This is a genomic window from Curtobacterium sp. BNK-1, from assembly GCF_048685235.1.
GTDB lineage: Bacteria > Pseudomonadota > Gammaproteobacteria > Enterobacterales > Enterobacteriaceae > Pantoea > Pantoea agglomerans.
Genome location: NZ_JBLQTJ010000001.1, coordinates 1,420,963 through 1,441,741, shown reverse-complemented (window position 1 = coordinate 1,441,741; position 20,779 = coordinate 1,420,963). Strand labels below are relative to the sequence as shown.

General features: G+C 57.0%; 21 protein-coding genes. 1 reads left to right on the top strand and 20 read right to left on the bottom strand.

Features of this window, described 5'->3' with window-relative positions; translation table 11 throughout:
- Positions 1-16 precede the first annotated feature (16 nt).
- The 15 genes from ACMGGP_RS06865 to ACMGGP_RS06795 all read right to left on the bottom strand — a co-directional run bounded on the left by ACMGGP_RS06865 (position 17) and on the right by ACMGGP_RS06795 (position 15,379).
- A complete protein-coding gene (locus tag ACMGGP_RS06865) occupies positions 17-1,522 on the bottom strand; it encodes a serine/threonine protein kinase (RefSeq protein WP_159226338.1) in 1,506 nt (501 codons plus the stop codon).
- Positions 1,523-1,549: 27 nt separating this feature from the next.
- Positions 1,550-4,159, bottom strand: coding sequence for a type VI secretion system ATPase TssH (gene tssH, locus ACMGGP_RS06860; protein ID WP_498798294.1), 2,610 nt, complete (start codon positions 4,157-4,159; stop codon positions 1,550-1,552).
- A 54-nt stretch (positions 4,160-4,213) separates the two neighbouring features.
- Positions 4,214-5,260 carry a type VI secretion system baseplate subunit TssG gene (gene tssG, locus ACMGGP_RS06855; RefSeq protein WP_050680026.1) on the bottom strand — a complete coding sequence of 349 codons (1,047 nt, stop codon included), beginning with the start codon at positions 5,258-5,260 and terminating at the stop codon, positions 4,214-4,216.
- Positions 5,257-7,128, bottom strand: coding sequence for a type VI secretion system baseplate subunit TssF (gene tssF, locus ACMGGP_RS06850; protein WP_010669908.1), 1,872 nt, complete (start codon positions 7,126-7,128; stop codon positions 5,257-5,259). Before tssF ends, tssG begins: the two co-directional genes overlap by 4 nt.
- A 2-nt stretch (positions 7,129-7,130) precedes the next feature.
- Positions 7,131-7,706, bottom strand: a complete 576-nt coding sequence (gene tssE, locus ACMGGP_RS06845; protein WP_010669907.1) for a type VI secretion system baseplate subunit TssE — start codon at positions 7,704-7,706, stop codon at positions 7,131-7,133.
- Positions 7,696-8,523, bottom strand: coding sequence for a type VI secretion system accessory protein TagJ (locus ACMGGP_RS06840; protein WP_498798293.1), 828 nt, complete (start codon positions 8,521-8,523; stop codon positions 7,696-7,698). The genes tssE and ACMGGP_RS06840 overlap by 11 nt, the downstream gene beginning before the upstream one ends.
- Before the next feature lie 16 nt (positions 8,524-8,539).
- Positions 8,540-9,514, bottom strand: coding sequence for a hypothetical protein (locus tag ACMGGP_RS06835; RefSeq protein WP_033767004.1), 975 nt, complete (start codon positions 9,512-9,514; stop codon positions 8,540-8,542).
- 10 nt (positions 9,515-9,524) lie between these two features.
- The gene (locus ACMGGP_RS06830) at positions 9,525-10,316 is read right to left on the bottom strand and encodes a PP2C family protein-serine/threonine phosphatase (RefSeq protein ID WP_010246078.1); all 792 of its coding nucleotides are present in this window, start codon (positions 10,314-10,316) and stop codon (positions 9,525-9,527) included.
- Positions 10,313-12,184 (bottom strand): type VI secretion system-associated FHA domain protein TagH, encoded by a 1,872-nt coding sequence (gene tagH / locus ACMGGP_RS06825; RefSeq protein WP_498798292.1) that lies wholly within the window; start codon positions 12,182-12,184, stop codon positions 10,313-10,315. The genes ACMGGP_RS06830 and tagH overlap by 4 nt, the downstream gene beginning before the upstream one ends.
- 392 nt (positions 12,185-12,576) lie before the next feature.
- Positions 12,577-12,975, bottom strand: coding sequence for a lysozyme inhibitor LprI family protein (locus tag ACMGGP_RS06820; RefSeq protein WP_029519559.1), 399 nt, complete (start codon positions 12,973-12,975; stop codon positions 12,577-12,579).
- Positions 12,976-12,998: 23 nt separating this feature from the next.
- Complete coding sequence (locus ACMGGP_RS06815) at positions 12,999-13,397, bottom strand: lysozyme inhibitor LprI family protein (protein WP_064691204.1); 399 nt, start codon at positions 13,395-13,397, stop codon at positions 12,999-13,001.
- 79 nt (positions 13,398-13,476) lie between these two features.
- Positions 13,477-13,851: a hypothetical protein gene (locus ACMGGP_RS06810; protein ID WP_010246091.1), complete on the bottom strand. Its 375-nt coding sequence runs from the start codon at positions 13,849-13,851 to the stop codon at positions 13,477-13,479.
- 149 nt (positions 13,852-14,000) lie between these two features.
- A complete protein-coding gene (locus ACMGGP_RS06805; protein WP_010246094.1) occupies positions 14,001-14,360 on the bottom strand; it encodes a T6SS amidase immunity protein Tai4 family protein in 360 nt (119 codons plus the stop codon).
- Positions 14,357-14,848 carry a type VI secretion system amidase effector protein Tae4 gene (locus tag ACMGGP_RS06800; RefSeq protein WP_010246097.1) on the bottom strand — a complete coding sequence of 164 codons (492 nt, stop codon included), beginning with the start codon at positions 14,846-14,848 and terminating at the stop codon, positions 14,357-14,359. The genes ACMGGP_RS06805 and ACMGGP_RS06800 overlap by 4 nt, the downstream gene beginning before the upstream one ends.
- Positions 14,849-14,896: 48 nt before the next feature.
- The gene (locus ACMGGP_RS06795; protein WP_010246100.1) at positions 14,897-15,379 is read right to left on the bottom strand and encodes an Hcp family type VI secretion system effector; all 483 of its coding nucleotides are present in this window, start codon (positions 15,377-15,379) and stop codon (positions 14,897-14,899) included.
- Positions 15,380-15,701: 322 nt separating this feature from the next.
- Between ACMGGP_RS06795 and ACMGGP_RS06790 the strand changes: the two genes are divergently transcribed.
- The gene (locus tag ACMGGP_RS06790; RefSeq protein WP_010246103.1) at positions 15,702-15,920 is read left to right on the top strand and encodes a hypothetical protein; all 219 of its coding nucleotides are present in this window, start codon (positions 15,702-15,704) and stop codon (positions 15,918-15,920) included.
- Positions 15,921-16,117: 197 nt separating this feature from the next.
- Here ACMGGP_RS06790 and ACMGGP_RS06785 read toward each other — a convergent pair whose 3' ends face one another.
- From ACMGGP_RS06785 to tagF, 5 genes are all read right to left on the bottom strand, one after another.
- Entirely contained in the window at positions 16,118-16,777 is a 660-nt protein-coding gene (locus ACMGGP_RS06785; protein WP_010246109.1) for an Ssp6 family T6SS pore-forming effector, read from the bottom strand.
- Positions 16,778-16,910: 133 nt separating this feature from the next.
- Positions 16,911-18,410 (bottom strand): type VI secretion system contractile sheath large subunit, encoded by a 1,500-nt coding sequence (gene tssC / locus ACMGGP_RS06780; protein WP_010246111.1) that lies wholly within the window; start codon positions 18,408-18,410, stop codon positions 16,911-16,913.
- On the bottom strand, positions 18,407-18,940 hold the full coding sequence (gene tssB, locus ACMGGP_RS06775) for a type VI secretion system contractile sheath small subunit (protein ID WP_010246114.1): 534 nt from the start codon (positions 18,938-18,940) through the stop codon (positions 18,407-18,409). Before tssB ends, tssC begins: the two co-directional genes overlap by 4 nt.
- Before the next feature lie 81 nt (positions 18,941-19,021).
- Positions 19,022-20,041 (bottom strand): type VI secretion system protein TssA, encoded by a 1,020-nt coding sequence (gene tssA / locus ACMGGP_RS06770; protein ID WP_080694259.1) that lies wholly within the window; start codon positions 20,039-20,041, stop codon positions 19,022-19,024.
- A gap of 10 nt (positions 20,042-20,051) precedes the next feature.
- On the bottom strand, positions 20,052-20,768 hold the full coding sequence (gene tagF, locus ACMGGP_RS06765; RefSeq protein ID WP_010246121.1) for a type VI secretion system-associated protein TagF: 717 nt from the start codon (positions 20,766-20,768) through the stop codon (positions 20,052-20,054).
- Between the last annotated feature and the right edge of the window lie 11 nt (positions 20,769-20,779).

Below are 20,779 nucleotides of genomic sequence, written 5' to 3'. Positions count from 1 at the left end.
AAGTAATCCCTGACTATTAACTGTGTGGATCGAGCAACCAGACACCTTCTTCACTGATGTTCAGCGTTTGTTCGCGGGTGCCACTCTGGCCGCTGATGGCGAAGGTGTAGTTGCCCGGCGCCAGCTGCAGCGTGGCGAAGCCATTCACCGCCGGCACCAGCGCCTGCGGCTGACCGTTCACCTGAACGCGTTCACCCTGCTGCAGACGGATATAGACCTGGGCGACCGGAGCGGGCGGTGGTGCCGGTTGTGGATCAGGTTCACGCGCGGCGGTCTGCGCGGGCTCAGACGTCTGAGCCGGAGTGCTGGCAACGGTATCCGGCGGGGCCTCAGTCTGAGTCGGAGGCGCGGCAACCGGCTGGTTAACCGGCGCGACAGCGGCGGAAGGTGCGCTGTTCTGCGCCATCTCATCCGGCGGTGACTGCTCGTTGCCGCGTGACATCAGCAGACCGGCGCCCAGGCCGACCAGCACGCCAGCGGCAACCAGGCCCGGCAGTGCAAAGCGGTGTCCCAGCAGCGTTTTCAGTTTAGAGGCGGGTTTGATGACCTCCTCTTCTTCTTCAATCGGCACCAGCATGGTGCCCGGTCCGCTCATTTTTGCGCTGAGCAGCGGTTCCGGTTCACGTTCCGGCAGCGCCATCAGCGCAGCAAAATCATCAATGCTCTGCGGACGATCTTCCGGTTTCAGCGCCAGCGCACGATCGACGGCGCTCAGCAGCGCAGTCGAGTAGCCTGCCATACGGCGCTGCACCAGCGGCTGGTAGTTATCTTCGATGCTGCGCACCACGCTGACCGGCGGCGGCGCACCGGTGATCAGGGTATGCAGCACCGCGCCCAGCGCGTAAATATCGGTCCACGCGCCCTGCTCGCTCTCATCGTTGTCGCTGTACTGCTCAATCGGTGCATAGCCGGGACGCAGCATCGTCTCGCTCTCATCCGACAGATTGCCGATAGTTTTACGCGCCGACCCGAAGTCCAGCAGGATCGGCTCGCCACTGCTCTGAATCTGGACGTTATCCAGCGAAATATCGCGGTGCAGATAGCCCGCTTCATGGATGGTTTTGATCGCGCCCAGCAGCGGTGGCAACATGCGACGGATCCAGGCCTCATTTACCGACTGCGGATTACGTTCGCTGAAGTTCGAGAGCGTGGTGCCGCTGTAGAACACCGTGCCCATGTAGGCGGTGTCGTTCTGCACCCAGAAACGCAGCACGTGCAGCAGGTTGGGATGATTAAAGCGCGCCAGCAGACGCGCCTCCTGAATAAAGCTATTCAGTCCGGCGTGAAAGGTTTTGCTGAACCGTTCGCTGCGCAGCACCAGATTCAGATCATCGCTACGGACCGCCAGTGAGGCGGGCATAAACTCTTTGATGGCGATATCACGTTCCAGCTGGTGATCCCAGGCGCGATAGACGATGCCAAAGCCGCCACCGCCGATGACCTCTTTGATTTCAAACTCATTGAAGCGGTAACCCAGCGGCAAGGCGTTGGGGACATTCAGGGGTTGATCATGTTCCGACATATTCGATTACTCTCTGATAGCCAGGCTTTAAACCGCGAACTGGCAGACAAATTCACCCTGCTCACAACGCACATCGACGCGGCGATAGCGTTCATCACGGGCGTGGGCGCTCAGCAGGATCTGGCTCATCTGTGGCAACAGCGTGTTGGTAAGGATGGCATCCACCATGCGACCGCCCGACTCGACTTCGGTGCAGCGCTGAACGATCTGGCTCACCACTGACTCGTCGATCTGCGCCTCAATGCCGTGGTTCTCGGCCAGACGACGCACAATGCGCGCCAGCTGCAGCCGCACAATCTCCGCCAGCATCGCGTCGCTGAGCGGGTAGTAAGGCACCACCAGCAGACGGCCCAACAGCGCAGGCGGGAACACCTCCAGCAGCGGTTTACGCAGCGCGGTGCTCAGGGCATCGGGATCGGGCATCAGTTCAGGATCGGCACACATCGCGCTGATTAACTGCGTGCCGACATTGGAGGTCAGAATGATGATGGTGTTGCGGAAATCGATGTGCCGGCCTTCGCCATCCTCCATCCAGCCTTTATCAAACACCTGGAAGAAGAGCTCATGCACATCCGGATGGGCTTTCTCAATCTCATCCAGCAGCACCACGCTGTAGGGACGACGGCGAACGGCTTCGGTCAGCACGCCGCCCTCGCCGTAGCCGACGTAGCCCGGCGGTGCGCCTTTCAGCGTCGAGACGGTGTGCGCCTCCTGAAACTCACTCATGTTGATGGTGATGATGTTCTGCTCGCCGCCGTACAGCGACTCGGCCAGCGCCAGCGCGGTCTCGGTTTTACCGACACCGGAAGGCCCGCACAGCATAAACACACCGACCGGCTTGTTGGGATTATCAAGGCGCGCGCGCGAGGTGCGTACCCGTCTGGCGATCAGATCCAGACCGTGACGCTGGCCGATGACCCGCTGGTTCAGGGTATCGGCCAGATTCAGCACCGCGTCGATCTCATTCTTCACCATTCTGCCCAGCGGAATACCGGTCCAGTCAGAGACCACGGCAGCCACCACGCCTGCATCGACGGCGGCAAACAGCAGCGGCGTGTCGCCCTGCAGCGCAGTAAGCTGCTGCTGCGTCGCATCACGCTGTGCACGCAGCGCCGCATCCTCTTCTGTCACACAGCGGGCGCGCAACGCAATCAGCGTCTCGACCAGTTCGCGCTCCTGCAGCCAGCGCTGTTGCAGCGCATCCCGCTCGGCTTCCAGCGCAGTGCGCTGTGCTGCAATCGCCTGCTGGCGGGTGGCGTCGCCCAGGCCCACCCGGATTTCACGTTCAATGATCTCCGCTTCAATCTCCAGCGCCGCCAGGCGGTGCAGACAATCTTCCAGCGCCGCGGGCTGCGCACCCTGGCTGACCGCTACGCGGGCGCAGGCGGTATCCAGCAGCGCCACCGCTTTGTCAGGCAGCTGGCGCGCCGGAATGTAGCGATGCGACAGTTTCACCGCCGCACTGACCGCATCATCCAGCAACAGCACCCGATGATGTTTCTCCAGCGCGCTGACGGTGCTGCGGAGCATCAGAATCGCTTTGGCTTCATCCGGCTCCTGCACCTGCACGGTCTGGAAGCGACGGGTCAGCGCCGGATCTTTCTCGATGTACTTTTTGTATTCAGCCCAGGTGGTCGCGCCGATGGTGCGCAGCTGTCCACGTGCCAGCGCCGGTTTCAGCAGGTTGGCGGCATCACCGGTGCCCTGCTGACCGCCTGCCCCGACCAGGGTGTGGATCTCATCAACAAACAGCACAATCGGCGTCGGGCTGGACTGCACCTCATTGATCAGCGCCTGCAGTCGCGCTTCAAACTCCCCTTTCATGCCGGCACCCGCCTGCAGCATGCCGATGTCCAGCAGCCAGAGCTGCACATCGCGCAGCGGCGCAGGCACATCGCCCGCCGCGATACGCAGCGCAAGGCCTTCGACCACCGCGGTTTTGCCGACGCCCGCTTCGCCGGTCAGCAACGGGTTGTTCTGGCGGCGACGCATCAGGATATCGACCATCTGGCGGATTTCGTCGTCACGTCCGGTTACCGGATCAATGCGGCCTTCACGGGCGCGCGCCGTCAGGTCCTGCGCATATTGTGCCAGCGTACTGCCACTGGCGGCGGGCGGTGCGCCGCCAGCATCCGCCGGTGCGCTCAGCACCTGCTGTGCTTCCTTGCTGTTGCTGAGCAGCGTGTCGAACTCCGCCAGCAGCGCATCGGCGTTGACGCGGCTGAACTGACCGGAGATGCCTTTCAGCACGCTGGCCAGGTTGAAGGTTTTCAGCATGCCGATAAGCAGATGGCCGCCGCGAATGCGGGTCGCGCCATATTTCAGCGAGGCGTAAACCCACGCCCGTTCAACGGCGCTGTCGATATGCTCGGAGAGGTCGGAGACCGCACTGGCACCGCGCGGCAGGCGATCCAGCGCGGCAACGATATCCTGAGTCAGGGCCTTTTCATCCAGTGAAAAATGTGTGATGACCTGCTGTAAGTCACCATCCTGCTGCTGCATCAGCTGATGCAGCCAGTGCACCAGCTCGACATAGGGATTGCCGCGCAGTTTGCAAAAGGCGGTGGCGCTTTCCAGCGAGGTAAATAACAGCGTATCCAGTTTGCCGAATAGCACGGCACGGCTGATTTCTGACATAGGGGGCTCTCTTCAATGAAAGACGCAGGCTGTGTAACAGGGAAAGCGGCTGGGCTAGCGCGAAGCAGCCTCAACCTCAAACATAAAATCTTCACGATCTTGCGACTGCGGCGCGAGCCCCAGCCAGCTGGTATAGCCGAGTCGGGCAGTTCCACCCAGCGTCACACCCTGTACCTCGTCAGCGGCCAGGATCAGGCTGAGATCCCACTGCATTTCAATGCCGAGGTAGTGACGCACCCAGTCGCGTACTTCACACGCGCCGGGGGCATCCGGCAGAAAACGGGCATACTGCGCGGCGCTGAGCGGTCCCAGGTGCAGGCGAAAACGGTGCTGCACATCGCGCACCGCCACGCCGAGAAACGCAGAAGCGCCCAGCCGGGGCATATGGCGTCCCGCGCCCAGTCGGGCCTGATCGCGGCTGTCCAGCGTCAGCCAGTGCGGCAGGTTCTGCGTCAGCCTGACCGGCACGCCAAAGTAGTGACGCAGAATGCGCACCAGCCCTTCAGCATCGTGGCCGTGGCGGCTGAGATGGCCCACCAGCATCAGCCGGGCATGGAGGCTGAGCGAGCTGGCCTGCTGCTGGGCCGGTAAACCGATGCCCGCCAGGCAGGCGAGATAGTTCAGGAAGCGACTGTCGTCGGGGCGATCCAGCGACACGGTCGGCTGCGCATCGGCCCAGGCACGATAAAAAAGCAGCGTGGCGCGATGGTGAAACAGGTCAGCAAACGCCGAGAGGCTGTGATCCTGATGATGCACGATACGTTCATGCACATATTCGGTCAGATGGGTCGGCAGCGGGCCGTTGGGGCCAAACAGGCCGAAGCTGTAGATGGAGAGCTCATGACGTCCCGCCTCGTCACGCGGCGTGGCGCTGGCGACGGTGGCGGGCGCAAACGCCAGTGACGGTGTCTGACCGATGCGCACCGATTCGAACTTCGGCAGCGGCGCACGGCCCAGCGGATAGCGCTGACCGCCCTGCGCATCCAGCCGCCGCAGCAGCTGGAACAGATCGTAGCGCCACGGCGCGGCCATCACCCGCTGCCAGAAATCATCCGGCAGACGGGTGAGCCGGGGCAGCGAAATCACCTTTTCGCCACTCATATCAGCGCTTTCCGGCCCATGCGCGGCGGCCAGTAGCCCACTTCTCCACGCTGCTGGCTGTTCAGGGTGAACTCCGTGAAGCTGTTCAGCGCCACAAGGCGGCCACAGACCCGCTCCAGCACGCTGCCGAACAGCCACGGGCTGGCACCCGAAAACGCCTGCTCATCCACTTCCAGCGTGATGCTGACACCGCGCGCAAACACCACCGGGCCCGGCTCCGGCACGCGGCGGTTGACCGCGCTGAGCGTGCAGTGGCGGATGCCGTCAATCTGACGGGCGACCGGCGCTTCCGCCAGGTTGGCGTAGAGGCTCAGCAGCTGACGCAGCGCCGCCGCGCCTTCTCCGTCGCTGCTGTCCATCAGGCTGAGGTAGTTCATCTGCAGATGGCTGATCAGCCGCCACGCGGAAAGTCCCTCGGCCAGCGCCGGACGCGGAGGCGTCGGCCCTTTGCACAGCTTCAGCTCCGATACCGGAATGGAGTCCGGCATCACGAAGTTACCCTGATCCTGCTGCAGCATCAGCGGCAGATCGCGACTGGTGCACATCACGTCGGCGGAGAGATAGCGCACCTCGTCGTGCCACGGCGCGTGATGCTCATCCACCAGCGACAGAAAGACTTCTGAGCCGATGTAACCGGTGCGCGTGCCGTAGCGCTGCGCCTGCTCGGACAGCGTGCGCTGTTCGCGGCGCAGTGAAAAATAGGCACCGTAATCGCCCTGGTCACCGCTGAAGGTGCTCCAGAACGGACGGAAAACCTGCTCTTCGCGCTTGCCCTCTACCGTAGCGAACAGCCGCTGCACCGAGTGCACCTCATAATCCAGCGGACGGATGTTATCTACCACCAGATGATATTCATGCTGGCTGTCGCTGACCTTCAGGCGCTCGGCGGTTTTCGGAAACAGATTGATGACAGGCGTGCAGTGCAGCGCCAGATGGCTGTGATCAACCACGCTTTCCAGTGCGCTGTCCGCTTTGTCGAGCAGAATGATGATGTCGAACGCCATGGCATTGTCGCAGCGGCGCAGAAACGGGGCCAGCTGGCTCAGACTGATAAACTGGAAGCGCGCCGGAAAGGCGAAATACTCCTGCAACAGACGATAGCCGTCAAAGTTGCGCAGATCGTCCGGCAGCAGCGCCTGCTCCGGCGCAAAGCCCTGCTGCTGTAACGCGTCATCTGTCAGCACCTGACGCTGCGGACGCTTCTCAACCGACTGCAGCACGATGCCCACCCGGTGCTGCATCAGCAGCTCCAGTAGTTTCAGTGCCTGGATATCCGGGCCGCTGAGAAACAGCATCAGATCGTCCACGCTGAGCTGGCTAAGCGAGGAGATCCCTTCGCAGCTGATGCGGATACGCAGCGCACTGACCGCGCCCAGACCGCCGAGTTTCAGCTCGCCAGAGGGCAGATCGCCGGGCACGCCGCCGAGACTGGCTTCACTGATGCGCAGCGGATGCAGTACCACATCGTGCGCGGTGGTGTAGCTGCAGGTCACGCCGGTTTTTTTCAGGTTCTGGCTCTCCATCATGGTGCCGCGCGGCACGCGAAAGCCCTGGGTGATGTCGCCTTTGCGGCTGTCCGGCGTCAGCTGAGCGATCGCCATTGACGGCGTTGGCGAGAGATAGGATGGCGCAATCATCTCCAGCAGACGCTGCGAGAAACGCGGAAACTCCGCATCCATCTTCAGCTGCACGCGCGACGTCAGGAAGGCAAAACCTTCCATCAGCCGCTCGACATAAGGGTCCGCCACGTCAATGCCGCGCATGCCAAGACGTCCTGCCACTTTAGGATAGCGCGCAGCGAACTCGGCCCCCATCTCACGCAGGTAGGCCAGTTCACGGTTGTAATAGTCGAGCAGATTGCTGTCCATGATTACCCTGCATCCTGTAGTTCGAAATGGCCGCTCTCCAGATCAACCTGAGTGCGGAACAGAAACGCCAGCGGATAAGGCACGCACCAGAGCCGCCCTTTGATCTCAATCGACAGCACGTTGTGCAGGCTGAGCGAGCCGAGATCGCTGACGCAGCGCACCTGTAAACCCTGCGGCAGAATGCGCGGCTCGAAGTGCAGAATGGCGTTGGTCATTTTGCGCTGCATATCCTGCCATTCGATATCAGAGACGTTCTGCCCGGCCAGCGGTGCCACGCCGAAGTTCCAGACAGAGCGCTGCACCTGGTCAAAGCCGCTGAGATCCTGCTGCGCTTCGTTGTTGATGGTGTTGAACAGCCACTGCAGATCGCGCAGTACGTGGCGGCGCAGCGTGCTGTGAGTGATCAGCATGCTGTTGTCCGCCTCCTGCTGTTTATCCGGCGCGTTGTCGGTCAGGCGATCCAGCAGCGAGGATTGCAGCTTGTCGCGGGCGGTTAAAGCATCGCGCTTTTTGCGCGCGCGAAAGCCGCCATGCAGCTGGGCATAGCCGTCATTGTGCGCGCCTGAATCATGGCTCATCGGCGGACTCAACGTTGTCAAACGCGACCTGCTGCAGGCTCAGCAGCGAGAATTCCGCGCTGTCGCTGAGCCACATTTTTTGTCCCTGGCCGATAAACTGGTCCGGATCCTCACCCAGCGGCTGCCATTCGGTGACGCTGGCGCGCAGAAAACGTTCGTCAGATGCCGCCAGCAGCGGATAGCGCGCCGGGATCTGGCACACCTGCTCACTGCCATCAACCAGCTGCACACGCGTGTGACGCCACACCAGATCGGTGACGCTGGCGGGTGCCTGAAACTGCATCTCACGAATGGCGGCAAACGGGATCCAGTAATAACGGCCCTGACTGATAACTTCACACACTGGCCCGAAACGGCTGTCGCCATCCATCAGCCAGCTGAATGCGGTGGGCTGATCCTGCTGCGTCGCGGTGCCGGGATTGGCCGCCGCGAGCTCAAGCGCTTCAGCCCGCAGCGTGCTGCCGCGCGCGACATCACCCGCCGTTTCGGCCTTTAAGGCGGCCAGCAGCGTGTTGCACCAGTGCCAGGCGCTGCCCGGCAGCACCGGCCCGGCCTCGCCACGCAGCACCGCGTCACGCTGCAGCTCACCGGCGATCGCCTGTTGCAGCAGATTAACTGTCGGTTGCGCCTGCGGGCTTAACGCCAGCCAGGATTGCAGCTGCGTCTGCGCGCGCGACCAGTTGCCTGAAAGACAGAGCAGCTGCACAAAGGCGGCCCGCAGGTCAGCATTCGCCGGATTCGCCTGAATCTGGCGGGTCACGTCAGCGAGCGTCTCGCCGAGGGTGGCGCTGGCCAGACGGTGTTGTAAGGATTCCATGCAAACTCCTTTTGCGTCAGTTAAGGGTGCGGTAGACCGCAGCGGCGGGATCTTTCAGTTCAGGATGGAGTTTTTCCACCAGCTGCACGCTCAGCGCGGCATCGCCGCTGATCCACGGCGACCAGACTTTACGGACTTCCTGCAGACGCGCCTGCAGCGCACTCTGATCGGCGGCTTCGCTGACGGGCATCTGCACCACCACCTGACGCGTTGCCTGCCAGCCGTTAAAGCGGTTGCTGAACGGCAGAATCAGCCAGCTGTCCGGGGATTTTTCATTGCTCAGCACCATGCGTTCACTGTTGACCGTGGTGATGTGCAGTTCGGCAGTGGGCGACTGATTGCTCAACCCCATCACCGGAAAACCCTGCAGGAAGGTCACGCCGACTGCCGCAGGTGCGCCGTTACCCTGTTGCGTCAGTCGGCTGTGTCCGCTGAGCCAGCCATCCGAACCGCAGATCAGCCCCTGATTTGCCGGAACAAACAGCGCGCTGCCCTGTGCCGGGTGCTGCCACCAGGTACGGAAATGGCATCCGTCCAGCAGACTGAATTGCAGCCACGGCGACGTGTCGGCCTGAGCGGCGTTGCGTAGTGCGTCTGCGGGGACCGCTGTAGCCGTCGGCTGGACCGGCTGCGTCGCGGGCGGCGTCACCACGGTTTTCCACTGCTGCGCACGGGCGGCGCTGCCAGTAGCGATTTCACTCCCCTGCGCATCGGTCAGTTGCCAGTGCAACTGTTGCAGCGGTTTACACTGTGACGCCATCAGTCCGGCAACGCGCGGCAGAAAATCTTTCAGCACCGCGGCGTTTTTTTCGCCCAGGGTTACGATGCGCAGGTTAATGGTGCTGTTACACCAGCTCGACAGCTGATTGTTTTTTACGTCATCAATCCAGACATCCAGTTTCTGTGCCGGGGACTGTACGATGCGATAGTTTTCAGCATAAGCCTGCGTGCTGAGCAGCAGCGCAGCCAGACCCAGTAATCCATATTTCATGTTGGCGTTCTCAATCTCGCAGAGGGAAGAACTGCGCCGCTTCAGAGAGCGAGTGCAGCAAGGTGGTGTCCTGAGGTGATCCAATCCAGACGGCCAGCGCGCTGAAATTATCCTGCTGCCCCTGATCCGGCTGATCGTTCCTGATGATTTGCTGCATCAGCGTCAGCCACTCTTCCGGCGTATTCACCATGTGCAGCGACTGCTGCATCTGTTCCAGCGTCACGCCGTGCCAGAAACCATCGGTGCAGAGTAAAAAGGCGTCGCCATCTTCAATCCCGACCACCTCGCTGTAGCTGGCGTCACGCTGCTCATCGCCCATCCCCAGCGCAAAATAGAGCAGATTGCTGTTAATGCCTTCGGTGCGATGCCCGGCATCTTTCATCTGCTGCACCAGGCTGTGGTCGGTGGTGACAAGATAGAGATAGCCGCGACGGAACAGATAGAGGCGGCTGTCGCCTGCATGGGCCCAGCAGGCCAGATGGTAGTCGCGGTCAATGAACAGGCTGACCAGCGTAGTGCCCATCCGGCTGTGTTCGCTGCTGGCTTTCTGCTGCTGACGGATGGCGTGATTCGCCTGATTGACGTAGTTACGAATCGACTGCGCATTGAGATGCGCATCGCCATCAAACGACTGCAGCAGGCTGCTGCGGGCAATCGATGCCGCGATGTCCCCGCCGGGAAATCCGGCCACACCGTCGCAGACCACAAAGCAGGCCGAGCGCTTACCGATGACATCACCGATCTGATCCTGATTACTGGCGCGATCGCCCTGATTCGACGTCGAGGCAATAGTGATATTCATGCGTCATCCGTGTGGGTTTGTGAGTCTTTGTACTGATTAACTTCCAGGTCATAGGCGTGCAGGAACGCTTCGCCGAACAGGGTGTGGAAATCGTCTTCGATCTCGCCCGCCGTCTCGCCGTAGCGCTCAACAAAATGCTCCCAGAGCGCCGCTTTACGGCTGCCCGGCAGGCCGATACGTGACACCGATCCCGCCTGACGCGCCTCCTCCTCCAGCTGCTCCGGGTTAAAGGATTGCAGCATTGAGGCGATGATGGCGCGGATACCGGCGATCATGCCCAGCTGGTGCGCCTGCAGATCGATCAGCGCATCACGCACAGCCTGACGCGGCGGCATAAAGCCCGGCATCCGGCTGCCAAACATCTGCATTAAGACGGTTTTGCCTGAAGGCAGCAGCTTGAACGGGTTGTTGGCGTCGTCGAGGATCACCGTCATGTCAGCCTTCACACCGCGCTTGAGGATCGAACGCGATGAGAGCAGCGCCACCGTGCCCTGCGAAAACATGCTCAGCATCTGCCCGAATTGCAGCATCTGCTCACGGTCAAATTGCGGCGTCGGCTGCAGGTCGCGCAGACCCATTCCCTCCAGCAACGCATCCAGTAGTTCGCCCTTGAGAGCATCACCGCTGCTTTCGCTGGGTGTCGTCGGGTGCGCAGCGGCGGCATGGTGGCGACCGGAAGCTACGGGATCGATGCGCAACCGCCCTTTCGGCGTCGGTGATGGCGTACGCTGTACCGCCTGCGGCGTGGGCAGCGTAATTCCGCCGTAATCGATCTGTGGATTTACCGCGTCAGACTGGCCGGGCAGTTCCTCGTCAATCAGCTGTGTCTGCTGCTGTGCCTCAGGGTGAGGCTGGCTATGAGTCTCATGCTGTGATTCGTCGAAGCTGAACAACGGTGAGTGATCGGTGTCGGTCAGGCTGGCGGGATCCTGCTCCGATGGACGTGCGGCCATCGGCTCATTTTTTGCCACCGGTTGAGGTGGTACATGCAACGTGGCCGGCTTCGGCGTCGTCAGCTCCGGCTGCGCCAGCGGTACCGCGTTGCCCATCATCAGACCCAGCGGATCATCATGGTTGCGCGCATCCGTACTGCTCTCGCCGTCAAAAAGGCTCAGCGGATCAAGTTCAGCGGCAGGCGTTTCAGTCTGCGGTGGCGCCGTGTTTTGCTGAGCAGACAGCGTGCTTGGCGTCCGGTCGTCAAAAATACTCTGCTGCCCGAACAGCGCATCGCCTTCATCAAACAGGCTGCTGTTTTTTGGCTGCTGCCCATAATCCAGCGGCGCATCGTTAATCAGCTGAGCCAGCGGATCTTCCGGATTTCGGTCAGGACGAGCGGGCGCAGTCAGCGGATGGGCCTCAGGCATCTCTGGCGCAGCTTTGCGTTTAGAGAGATCGTCCGAAATCGAAAACTCTTTCGCCAGGCTGTCCCAGATTTCGCTGGGAATGGCGGCGGTGGTGCTGGCTTTTTCCGCTGCCGGTTCGCGAGCGGGTGCTACGGGCTGCACCGGCTCAGGACGCGGAACAGCTCTTTCACTCTGCGGTTGCTGTGCACTGTTGAGATCGCTGACCAGCAATTGGTAATCATCGATGCCCAGTATGTCTCCATCCTGCAGCTCAACCTGACGTCCGCGTTCCAGCGGAATATCGTTGAGTAACACGCGCGTCACATTGCCACGGTTGGTCAGGCGACATTCGCCATTTGCCGTGATGTGTACAATCGCCTGCAGGCGGGAGAGTGTGCGATCGTCATCCGGCAGCACCAGATTATTATCCACACCACGACCAATGGTGCCGCCAGGCGGAAAGAAATCACAATGAGTTTGCGGCGGCTGTTGGCCGGGTTTAGTCGTTATTATCGTAAAGCGCATAACGGATTCCTGCGGTTAGCGGTTCGGCATCTATACCGCGCACCTCTCAAGGAAAGGCGCGGGGTATAGAGAGCGGGGGGATTTAATTTTGGGAGTTGTTTTTTAATTACTCTGCCACTGGATTAATTCAATTTTTTAAACAGAGGTAGAGTTATATTTATTTAAGAAGATGAAGCTGCGTTAACGGCTTATTTTTAATTAACATACAGGGTAAACATTAAAATAGCTGCAAAGATGATTGCATTACAATCACCAGAAACCACTCTGCTGAAATATCATTTATGCAGAATTATTTACCGGCATTGAAAAAACGGGATTAAAGCGTAATGCAGAGAGTGATATTCATAGAGAATATCGTGCCCAGCCTGTAAACCCTGAGCACGACGACATAATCAGTAAGGCAGTTGCTTCAGAATAGCAGTGCGTTCTTTGTCGATGCGGATAACACAGAGGTTGGTGGCAACCGCATTCGCATTGCTGCCTTCTTCAGCGGCAAAGGCTTCCAGCTTGCACTGACCATCACGATACTTCAGCCAGTTACGCTGGGTATCCACCAGCGTGGCGACATAGTCATCAGCCAGTTTTTTCTGCGTGCCGTACATCTTTACAATGCGTTTTTTAGCCGTCTGGTATTCTTTGTTGAGGTCATCTTCCGCCAACTTCTTCTGCTGAACAGTACACTGAAATAGCGCACCGTCTGAAGGCTGTTTTGCACAGGTATCTTCAGCGAGCGCTGAAGCGCTGATGCAAAGAGACACAGTGATTAAAGCCAATTTATGCAGTCTCTTCATATTTTTCTCAGCAGTCTGTACCATCAATGATAAGGAATTAACTTAAGTTTTTTAATTCTTTGCTCGTTAAGTTCAGAAGTACACATATTAATATTAGCGTTACTTAAATCACTTCCCTTATCTGCAGCATAAGAAGCCAGTTTACAATCATTCTCTCTATACTTCAGCCAGGCTCGTTGTGCTTCAGTAAACGCATCCATATACTGGCTTAACTCTTTGTTGTCACCTTTAAAAAGCGTTTCAACTCTGATCTTAGCCAGCTTATATTCTTTGTTTAAATCAAGCTCAGTTTCGTTCCTGTTTTTCTGGGCACAGGTATAAACTTCCTGATCATTATTGCCGCTTGAGCAATCACTGGTTGCGTAGACGGGGGAAACATAAAAAACTGTGACACACAGCAACAAAGAAAAATAAGTTCTCATTAAAAATATCACCTGTAATAACACACCTATGTCTGAGAGCAAGTGCAGGCTCAATATGCAAGAATTTTTATAAGCGATGTTATTTAATCACCCCAAGATCCCGAGCAATAACTTTACTTTTAAAGGTTACGATATAATCCCAGAGGCCGTTGCCCTTCTGGCTTGGATAAAAAGAATAATCATACTGGCCGTTAGTAAAGCGATAACCCCGGAAGTCGCAGACGTCAGGACAATTTGAATTTATCGTTTCACCTTTAAGAAATATCGATGAATTGTCTTTTACTCTGGTTGACTTAAGCGAAACGTCATCACAGGTGACGTTTCCTTCATCACAACCATATTCAATATCCGCTTTGAATATTTTCCCTTCAAAGTGTGAAACTGACTTCGCCAAAGCAAATGAAGGTGAAACTATAAGCACCATCATAATCAAATGACTTACTTTGTTCATCATGTGGCAAGTTCCGTATAAGAGTAATTTACACTACACTGCTCAACTTCAGGATTAATTATCGGCTTCATTTAACTAAACATATTCTCTTTTGAAAATTCGCTGCTGATGTTTAGCGCTGCCTCAACTTTTAATTCCCTTAAAAATAAACGCTATTTCTTATACTTATTGTAAAGCGCCTCAGCATCCTGGCTTTGCGAAAGCAACGTGCATTTCATCATGTTGAAGTTTCCTGTGACCGAGCCAGTCAGGTTCATCTTCAGATAGGCATTGATTAACTTATCGCCTTCGCTGAAAGCTTCAACAGGGAGATGGCTTACCTCTAACCAGGCTGATGCGCTTTTAAAGGCATCATCGGTAAAAGCCTTGTCAGTGGCAGCTTTACCTGCACAACGGTTCAGAAGCCAGTTGCTGAAAATCTGCGGTTGCCTGAATGAGTCAGGCGCCGGTGGCGATATCGCCAGCGCGGCTGGAGATAACGTCAGGGCAAATAACATCAGGAATTTTTTCATTTTAGTATCCACAGGGAGGCAACATCAGGAACAAAACTACCATTTTCTGCGCCACCCAGGAAGTGACAGGTATCAGAACAGATGTTGCCATTCCAGAGTGTCACGTGTCCGCGGGCATTGCTCCAGCCACTGCCCTGAAAAACAATAATTCCCTGTTTACCGTTAAATGAACCGGGTTTTGGTGACGTCACGTTCAGGTCTGGCTGACCGAAGGCGCCGACTAAAAAGTCCATCATATCGTTGACGCGAAACATATAACGCTTTTTGTCTTTTCCCGTCACGGTTGCATAACGACTGTTGGCGGGTATGGGAACACCAGTGTAATTAAGGACATAGCTCATTCTGATGGGACAGGCATTCTCGAAAATTCCGGAGGAGATATTCGCTTCTACTTTACCACCCAATATTTCCCCAACCTTCTCAACGGGAACATTAACTTCTGAGAAGCGGTTCCAGGCGGCCGAAAATTGAGGTCTTAAATGTACCATCGCAAAACTCCTTTATAGCCTCCCCTGAGGGGAGGCTGCTGACCAGAATTACGCTTCTTTGTTGCCTTTGATGTCCCAGCCGGCGCTGCTCTCTGCGCCTTTGCCGCCGGAAGAGCTCTGCTCCCAGTACTGCTGCTTCACTTTAGAAGCCTGGAAGGAGTAGGTCATTCCCAGGGTATCGCCGTTGTCGGAACCATTGTAATTTACAGCGGTAACCAGAACATCTTCCAGGGTAATGCGTGCATACTCAACCTGAGAGCCACCCGCTTTACAGATAGAGAGTTCGACTTTAGCGAGATGTTTACCGCTTGCGCAGTTCTTCAGCAACGCCGTGGTCGATTTGTCAATCAGTGCATTAACGTGCAGGTCGTTGAAGTTAACCTTACCCGCACCGCCGCCGCCGCCAACAGACATGTTGCCTGGCTGAGAAGCACCCCATGAGAAAGAGGTGATATCAGTCCAGCCAGTGTGGTTTGAGTCTTTAGACTCGCCGGTGACTCCGTCAACCTTCATAAACATATCAATAGCCATTATCTTTCACTCTTTATTGGTTAAGATTATTGCTTTCAAAAAAGCAAGGATATGGCAAAAAGAAAAGCATGGGGCTGAATAAAACAGTCCATATTTTACCTTTGCCTTGCTTCTGAAATATCGTTATAAACCATATTCCAGACGTCGTATTGCCGGTTATTTAACCGGACAAAAATCGGTATGCATTTTCATGGCGAGAACAACAGCAGATAATCTGATGCCCTGCCATAGACCTCATGCCCAGGCGGTCATTTCATAGACAGCATCCTGGCAGATCGTTTATAGTAAGCAGGCGCTTATAAAGTTCACAGAAGGAATGAATATGAAAAAGATCATCTCACTTTTCCTGATAGTCGTGTTGTCGCTGCTCTCTCTCTATGCCATCGCTGATATTATTGGTTCGATATATCTGGTTGCTCGCTATGAAAACTTTACTCTTTCTTCCTCCGGGATTATTGCTGGTAAAATTCTCTTCACCGCCGTCTGCGTGGCCTTTATTTTTATTTTAATTAAGATATCACGCAGAAAACTGGTTAATTAATTTGCTTCAACTTTTGCGCCACGGCATAAAGCGATATTGACGCAGTTATTGAAATAATAATCAGGACTGCGTTAATAACCTTACCCATTACTGATATGTCCCAGTCAAAAAACAGAATATAATAACCCGAGCAGGTAATTAATATCAGGGCAGAAAAAAAGGTCAGCAGATAACTCATTAAAAAGAGAGCGGCCTTTTTAAACATCATGCATTCCTTCCACAAAGTTAGTAAAGACCTCATTGGCGAGCGGGGAGTTATTCTGTTGCAATGCAATTGCATCCAGCCAGGGATCAATGTTGTCCTCCAGCAGGAAATAGAGTAAATCAAGATCGCCCGCTCCGCGCAGCAATGCGTACACCTCCTTGTTCTTTTTCATCAAATCTCTGGAGGTATAGATCGATCTTGAAACTGATGCGCCAATTGTGATGATCCCTGTCATCCCCGCGCTAAAAAGAAACTTAGGTATGACCCGACTAAAAAATCGTGAGACGATCGCATCCACAAAAAGGTATTTAAACGTAAAAGAGCCTGCAGCGCTTCCGCCCATTTTGACCAGCATTTTTTCTAACTGCTGTTCATTAAGGCGTTTAATATATTGCTCAACCACCAGCTTAATTAGTTTCCTGAGATCGTCACTGGTCGCCCCTTTTTTCAGTAAGGTGAGCAATCGAATACGATCCGTCTCGTTATCCCAGCGATGATCGCTATCTAAAAAGTCTTTGGTCAGCGCATAGAGATCACCCGGAATAGAGGTAAATCCACTTATTGCACTCACCATAAACGTCTCAACGCCTGATTTCTTTTTGGTATTGAACAGGCCCAGCATGCCATCGGCGATATTTTTCGGTGAATCCATGTCCCACATCCTTTTTTATGCAGCAATCTTTCCCGTAAACCGGGAGCGTAAAACCCTTTGTCCCGGTTAACTCTGTGACTCAAGGGAAACGTGATGCCCGGTTATCCCAGGCATCACGCCTCCCTTTCAACCCTTACGCATTATCATTTTTCAGCGACGGCAGCTTAGAGACCAGACGCAGAGAAACCGTCAGCCCTTCCAGCTGGTAGTGCGGACGCAGGAAGAATTTCGCGGAGTAGTAGCCAGGATTATCCTCCTGCTCTTCCACATTCACCTCGGCAGCCGCCAGCGGCTTGCGTGACTTGGTCTCCTGCGAGGAGTTGGCCGGATCGCCATCGACATAGTTCATCACCCAGTCGTTCAGCCAGCGTTCCATTTCATCACGCTCCCGGAAGGAGCCGATCTTGTCGCGCACGATGCACTTCAGGTAGTGCGCGAAACGGCAGCAGGCGAACAGGTAAGGAAGACGCGCGGCCAGACGGGCATTGGCGGTGGCATCAGCGTCGTGATATTCCATCGGCTTCTGCAGTGACTGCGCACCAATAAAGGCAGCGAAGTCAGAGTTTTTGCGATGTACCAGCGGCATAAAGCCATTTTTCGCCAGTTCGGCTTCACGACGATCGCTGATGGCGATTTCGGTCGGGCACTTCATATCCACGCCGCCGTCATCGCTCGGGAAGGTGTGGCACGGCAGATTTTCCACTGCCCCACCCGACTCCACGCCGCGGATTGCGGTGCACCAGCCATACTCTTTGAAGGAGCGGTTGATGTTGGCGGCCATCGCGTAAGCCGCATTGCTCCACGTATAGTTGCCATGATCGGAACCATCGGTCTGCTCTTCAAAGTCAAAGCTGTCGACCGGGTTGGTACGGATGCCGTAAGGCAGACGCGCCAGGAAGCGCGGCATCACCAGGCCCAGATAGCGTGCATCTTCCGATTCACGCAGGCTGCGCCAGGCAGCATACTCAGTGTTCTGGAAGATTTTGGTCAGATCGCGTGGATTCGCCAGCTCCTGCCAGGACTCCATCTGCATCACTTCGGGCGCGGTGCCGGTGATAAACGGACAGTGCGCGGCTGAGCCGATACGCGCCATCTCACCCAGCAGCTCAACATCCTGCGGGCTGTGGTCGAAGTAGTAGTCGCCCACCAGGCAGCCAAACGGCTCGCCGCCGAACTGACCATACTCCTGCTCATAAATTTTCTTGAACAGCGGACTCTGATCCCAGCCGGCACCCTTGTAACGCTTCAGAGTGCGACCCAGCTCCTGCTTGGAGATGCTCATAAAGCGGATTTTGAGCATCTCGTCAGTTTCAGTGTTGTTCACCAGATAGCTCAGGCCGCGCCAGGCGCTTTCCAGCGACTGAAACTCCGGATGGTGAATAATCTGGTTCACCTGCTGCGACAGCTTTTCGTCGATCTCCGCGATCAGCGCCTGAATGGTGCGATAGGCATCGCTGGAGACGGTAACGGTGTTCTCCAGCGCCTGCTGTGCCAGGGTTTTCACCGCGCTTTCGACCGCAGCACGTGCCTGATCGCTTTTTGGCCGGAACTCTTTATTCAGCAGCGCGCTGAACTCATCCTGACTGAAACTGGCTGCGCCCTGCGACTGCGGTTGTTGTGAAGTCTGCGTCATGCCTGCGGCTCCTTACCTTCAGTGGCCTCATCCTGCTTTGGCAGATGGGTCAGGGCCTGCAGCAGCGTAGGATCCTGCAGCACCTTACCAATCAGCTCTTCCGCGCCGTTTTTGCCATCCATATAGGTCAGCAGGTTCGCCAGCTGGGTACGCGCTTCCAGCAGCTTGCTCAGCGGCTCCACGTTGCGGGCCACCGCGTCCGGCGAAAAGTCATCCATGCTGTCAAAGGTCAGATCGATGTTCAGCTTGCCTTCGCCATTCAGGGTATTGTCTACCTGGAACGCGGCGCGCGGCTTCAGTGCTTTCATGCGCTCATCGAAGTTGTCGATGTCGATTTCCATGAATTTACGATCATCAATGCCTGGCTGTGGCTCCAGCGGTTTACCCACCAGATCCGCCAGCACGCCCATTACAAACGGGAGCTGAATTTTGCGTTCCGCGCCATAAATTTCCACGTCATATTCAATCTGAACGCGAGGCGCGCGATTGCGGGCAATGAACTTCTGCCCACTGGATTTGCTTGTTGCCATGGTTTTCTCCATACATGATGCGCGGATAAAGTGTCACAGCAGGCGCGCAGGTCCCGCTGAGTGTGTGTGCGTCACGCCTGCTTAATCGCGACGTCCGAAAATGGTTTCCAGCTGATGTACGCCGTCGGGTGCCAGTTCGCGGATGATTTCCAGAAAGTCGCGCTCGATTAAGCGCTGTACACGGTCGATCATCAGCGGGGCCGGATGACTCGGCTCATGCTGGGTGAAGTAGAGCTTCACTTTCTCCAGCATCAGCTGCGCGTCGGCGCGGGAACTGATCTGCACCGTGCGCCAGTCAGCGGCAGCGCGCGGGCTGGCCGGTGCAGGCGATGCCGTGGTTTCTGCGGGCTGTTCCACGGCGGCTGTGGGGATCAGCGCATTCAGATCGGTGGCCTGGCAACGTTCAGCGATCAGCGCAATCTGTCTGCGCAGCTGTGTGAGTTCCGGCACCGCGGCTTCGCCCAGTCGTTCGGTCACGGTTTCGCAGATGGTCTGCAGCCGCTCATGAATCTGCAGCACCGCCTCAATACCAGGCTGGTCGCCGCGCGCCAGTTCGTCGATCAGACGCGGCAGGCCGCCAGGATAGTCCGCGACTTCGGTTTTACTGCCGTCGCACAGGGCGGCCGCATCGCGCAGCGTGATGCCGTCAGAGGGATAGCGCAGCAGCCAGCACTGACGCACCGCGCCGCTCAGATCAGTTTTGTCACCCAGCAGCGCCAGTGCATTAATGCGGTAGAAGGGATCCTGCTCGCCGAACTCCTCCAGCCGGGGCCACAGCGGCTCCCAGTAGAGCAACAGCGCCTGTTCAATCAGCTTCAGGCCCTGGGCATAGCCCGGCAGCCCTTTCAGTTCGGTCCAGGCGTGGGTCAGCGCCAGCATTACCCGTAAATCTTTGCTGCGCGCCAGCAGCGCTATCGCCAGCTTCTCAACTCTGTTCCAGTCGGCCGGTTCTGCCGGAATGATGGTATTGCCAAACTGCTGCTCCGCTTTACCGGCGCTGGCCTGCTCCATCGCCTGAAAATCAGCGTGGTACTCCAGGTTATCGCCGCCGGGATTGTCCTCGCTGACCGGAGCCAGCAGAGCCTCTGTATTCATCGTCATGCGTGTCGCCTCAGGATTCAAACATCGGGGGATAAAGTCCGTTTCGTCCCGGCTTTGCCCCACCGGCCGGATCAAACAGCAATGAAAAGAGCTGGGCGGTAAAATTACCGCTGTGGACCTGGGTATAAAGCGGGAAACCGTCGCTTTGATTGGTCCACCAGAAACTGGTGTAGAACTGCGGGTCGAAGTTCTCGCCCGGCAGTGTCCAGTTCAGCGTCGAAGGGGTATCGCCATGCCCGATGACGTTGAGAATGTCTGACGTCTCGTCCGACTCCTGCGGCGGCTGTGGCTGAGGAATGCTGATCAGCGCCTGATCCAGCTGCTCCGGTGACCCGCCGCCCTGCACCACCCGCAGCAGCGTGTTGCCCACCTGCTGATACCACTCGCCGGAGCGCGCCAGCAGGGCTGGCGACCACTCGGCGGGCGTGAAGTGGCGCAGTGCGCAGAGTGGGTAGTTACGGCCCACGCTGTCACGCGCGGCAATCAGGCAGCCCATCTGAATCAGCTGGCTGCCCAGCATCGGCGGCACCACAAAATTCCAGACCGGCGCGTTAAGGAACGGGCGCGACGGGGCGTTATCACTCTCCTGACTGCTCTGCCAGTGATGCAGGCCCACCTGAAACCAGCTGGACCATTGGCGATAAAGCACGTCCGGGAAGCGGCGCTTCACAAAGTCACCCGCGCTGGGCACTTTGCCGTACCAGCAGGGTGCAGCGTAATGAGTCATTGTCGGGTCCT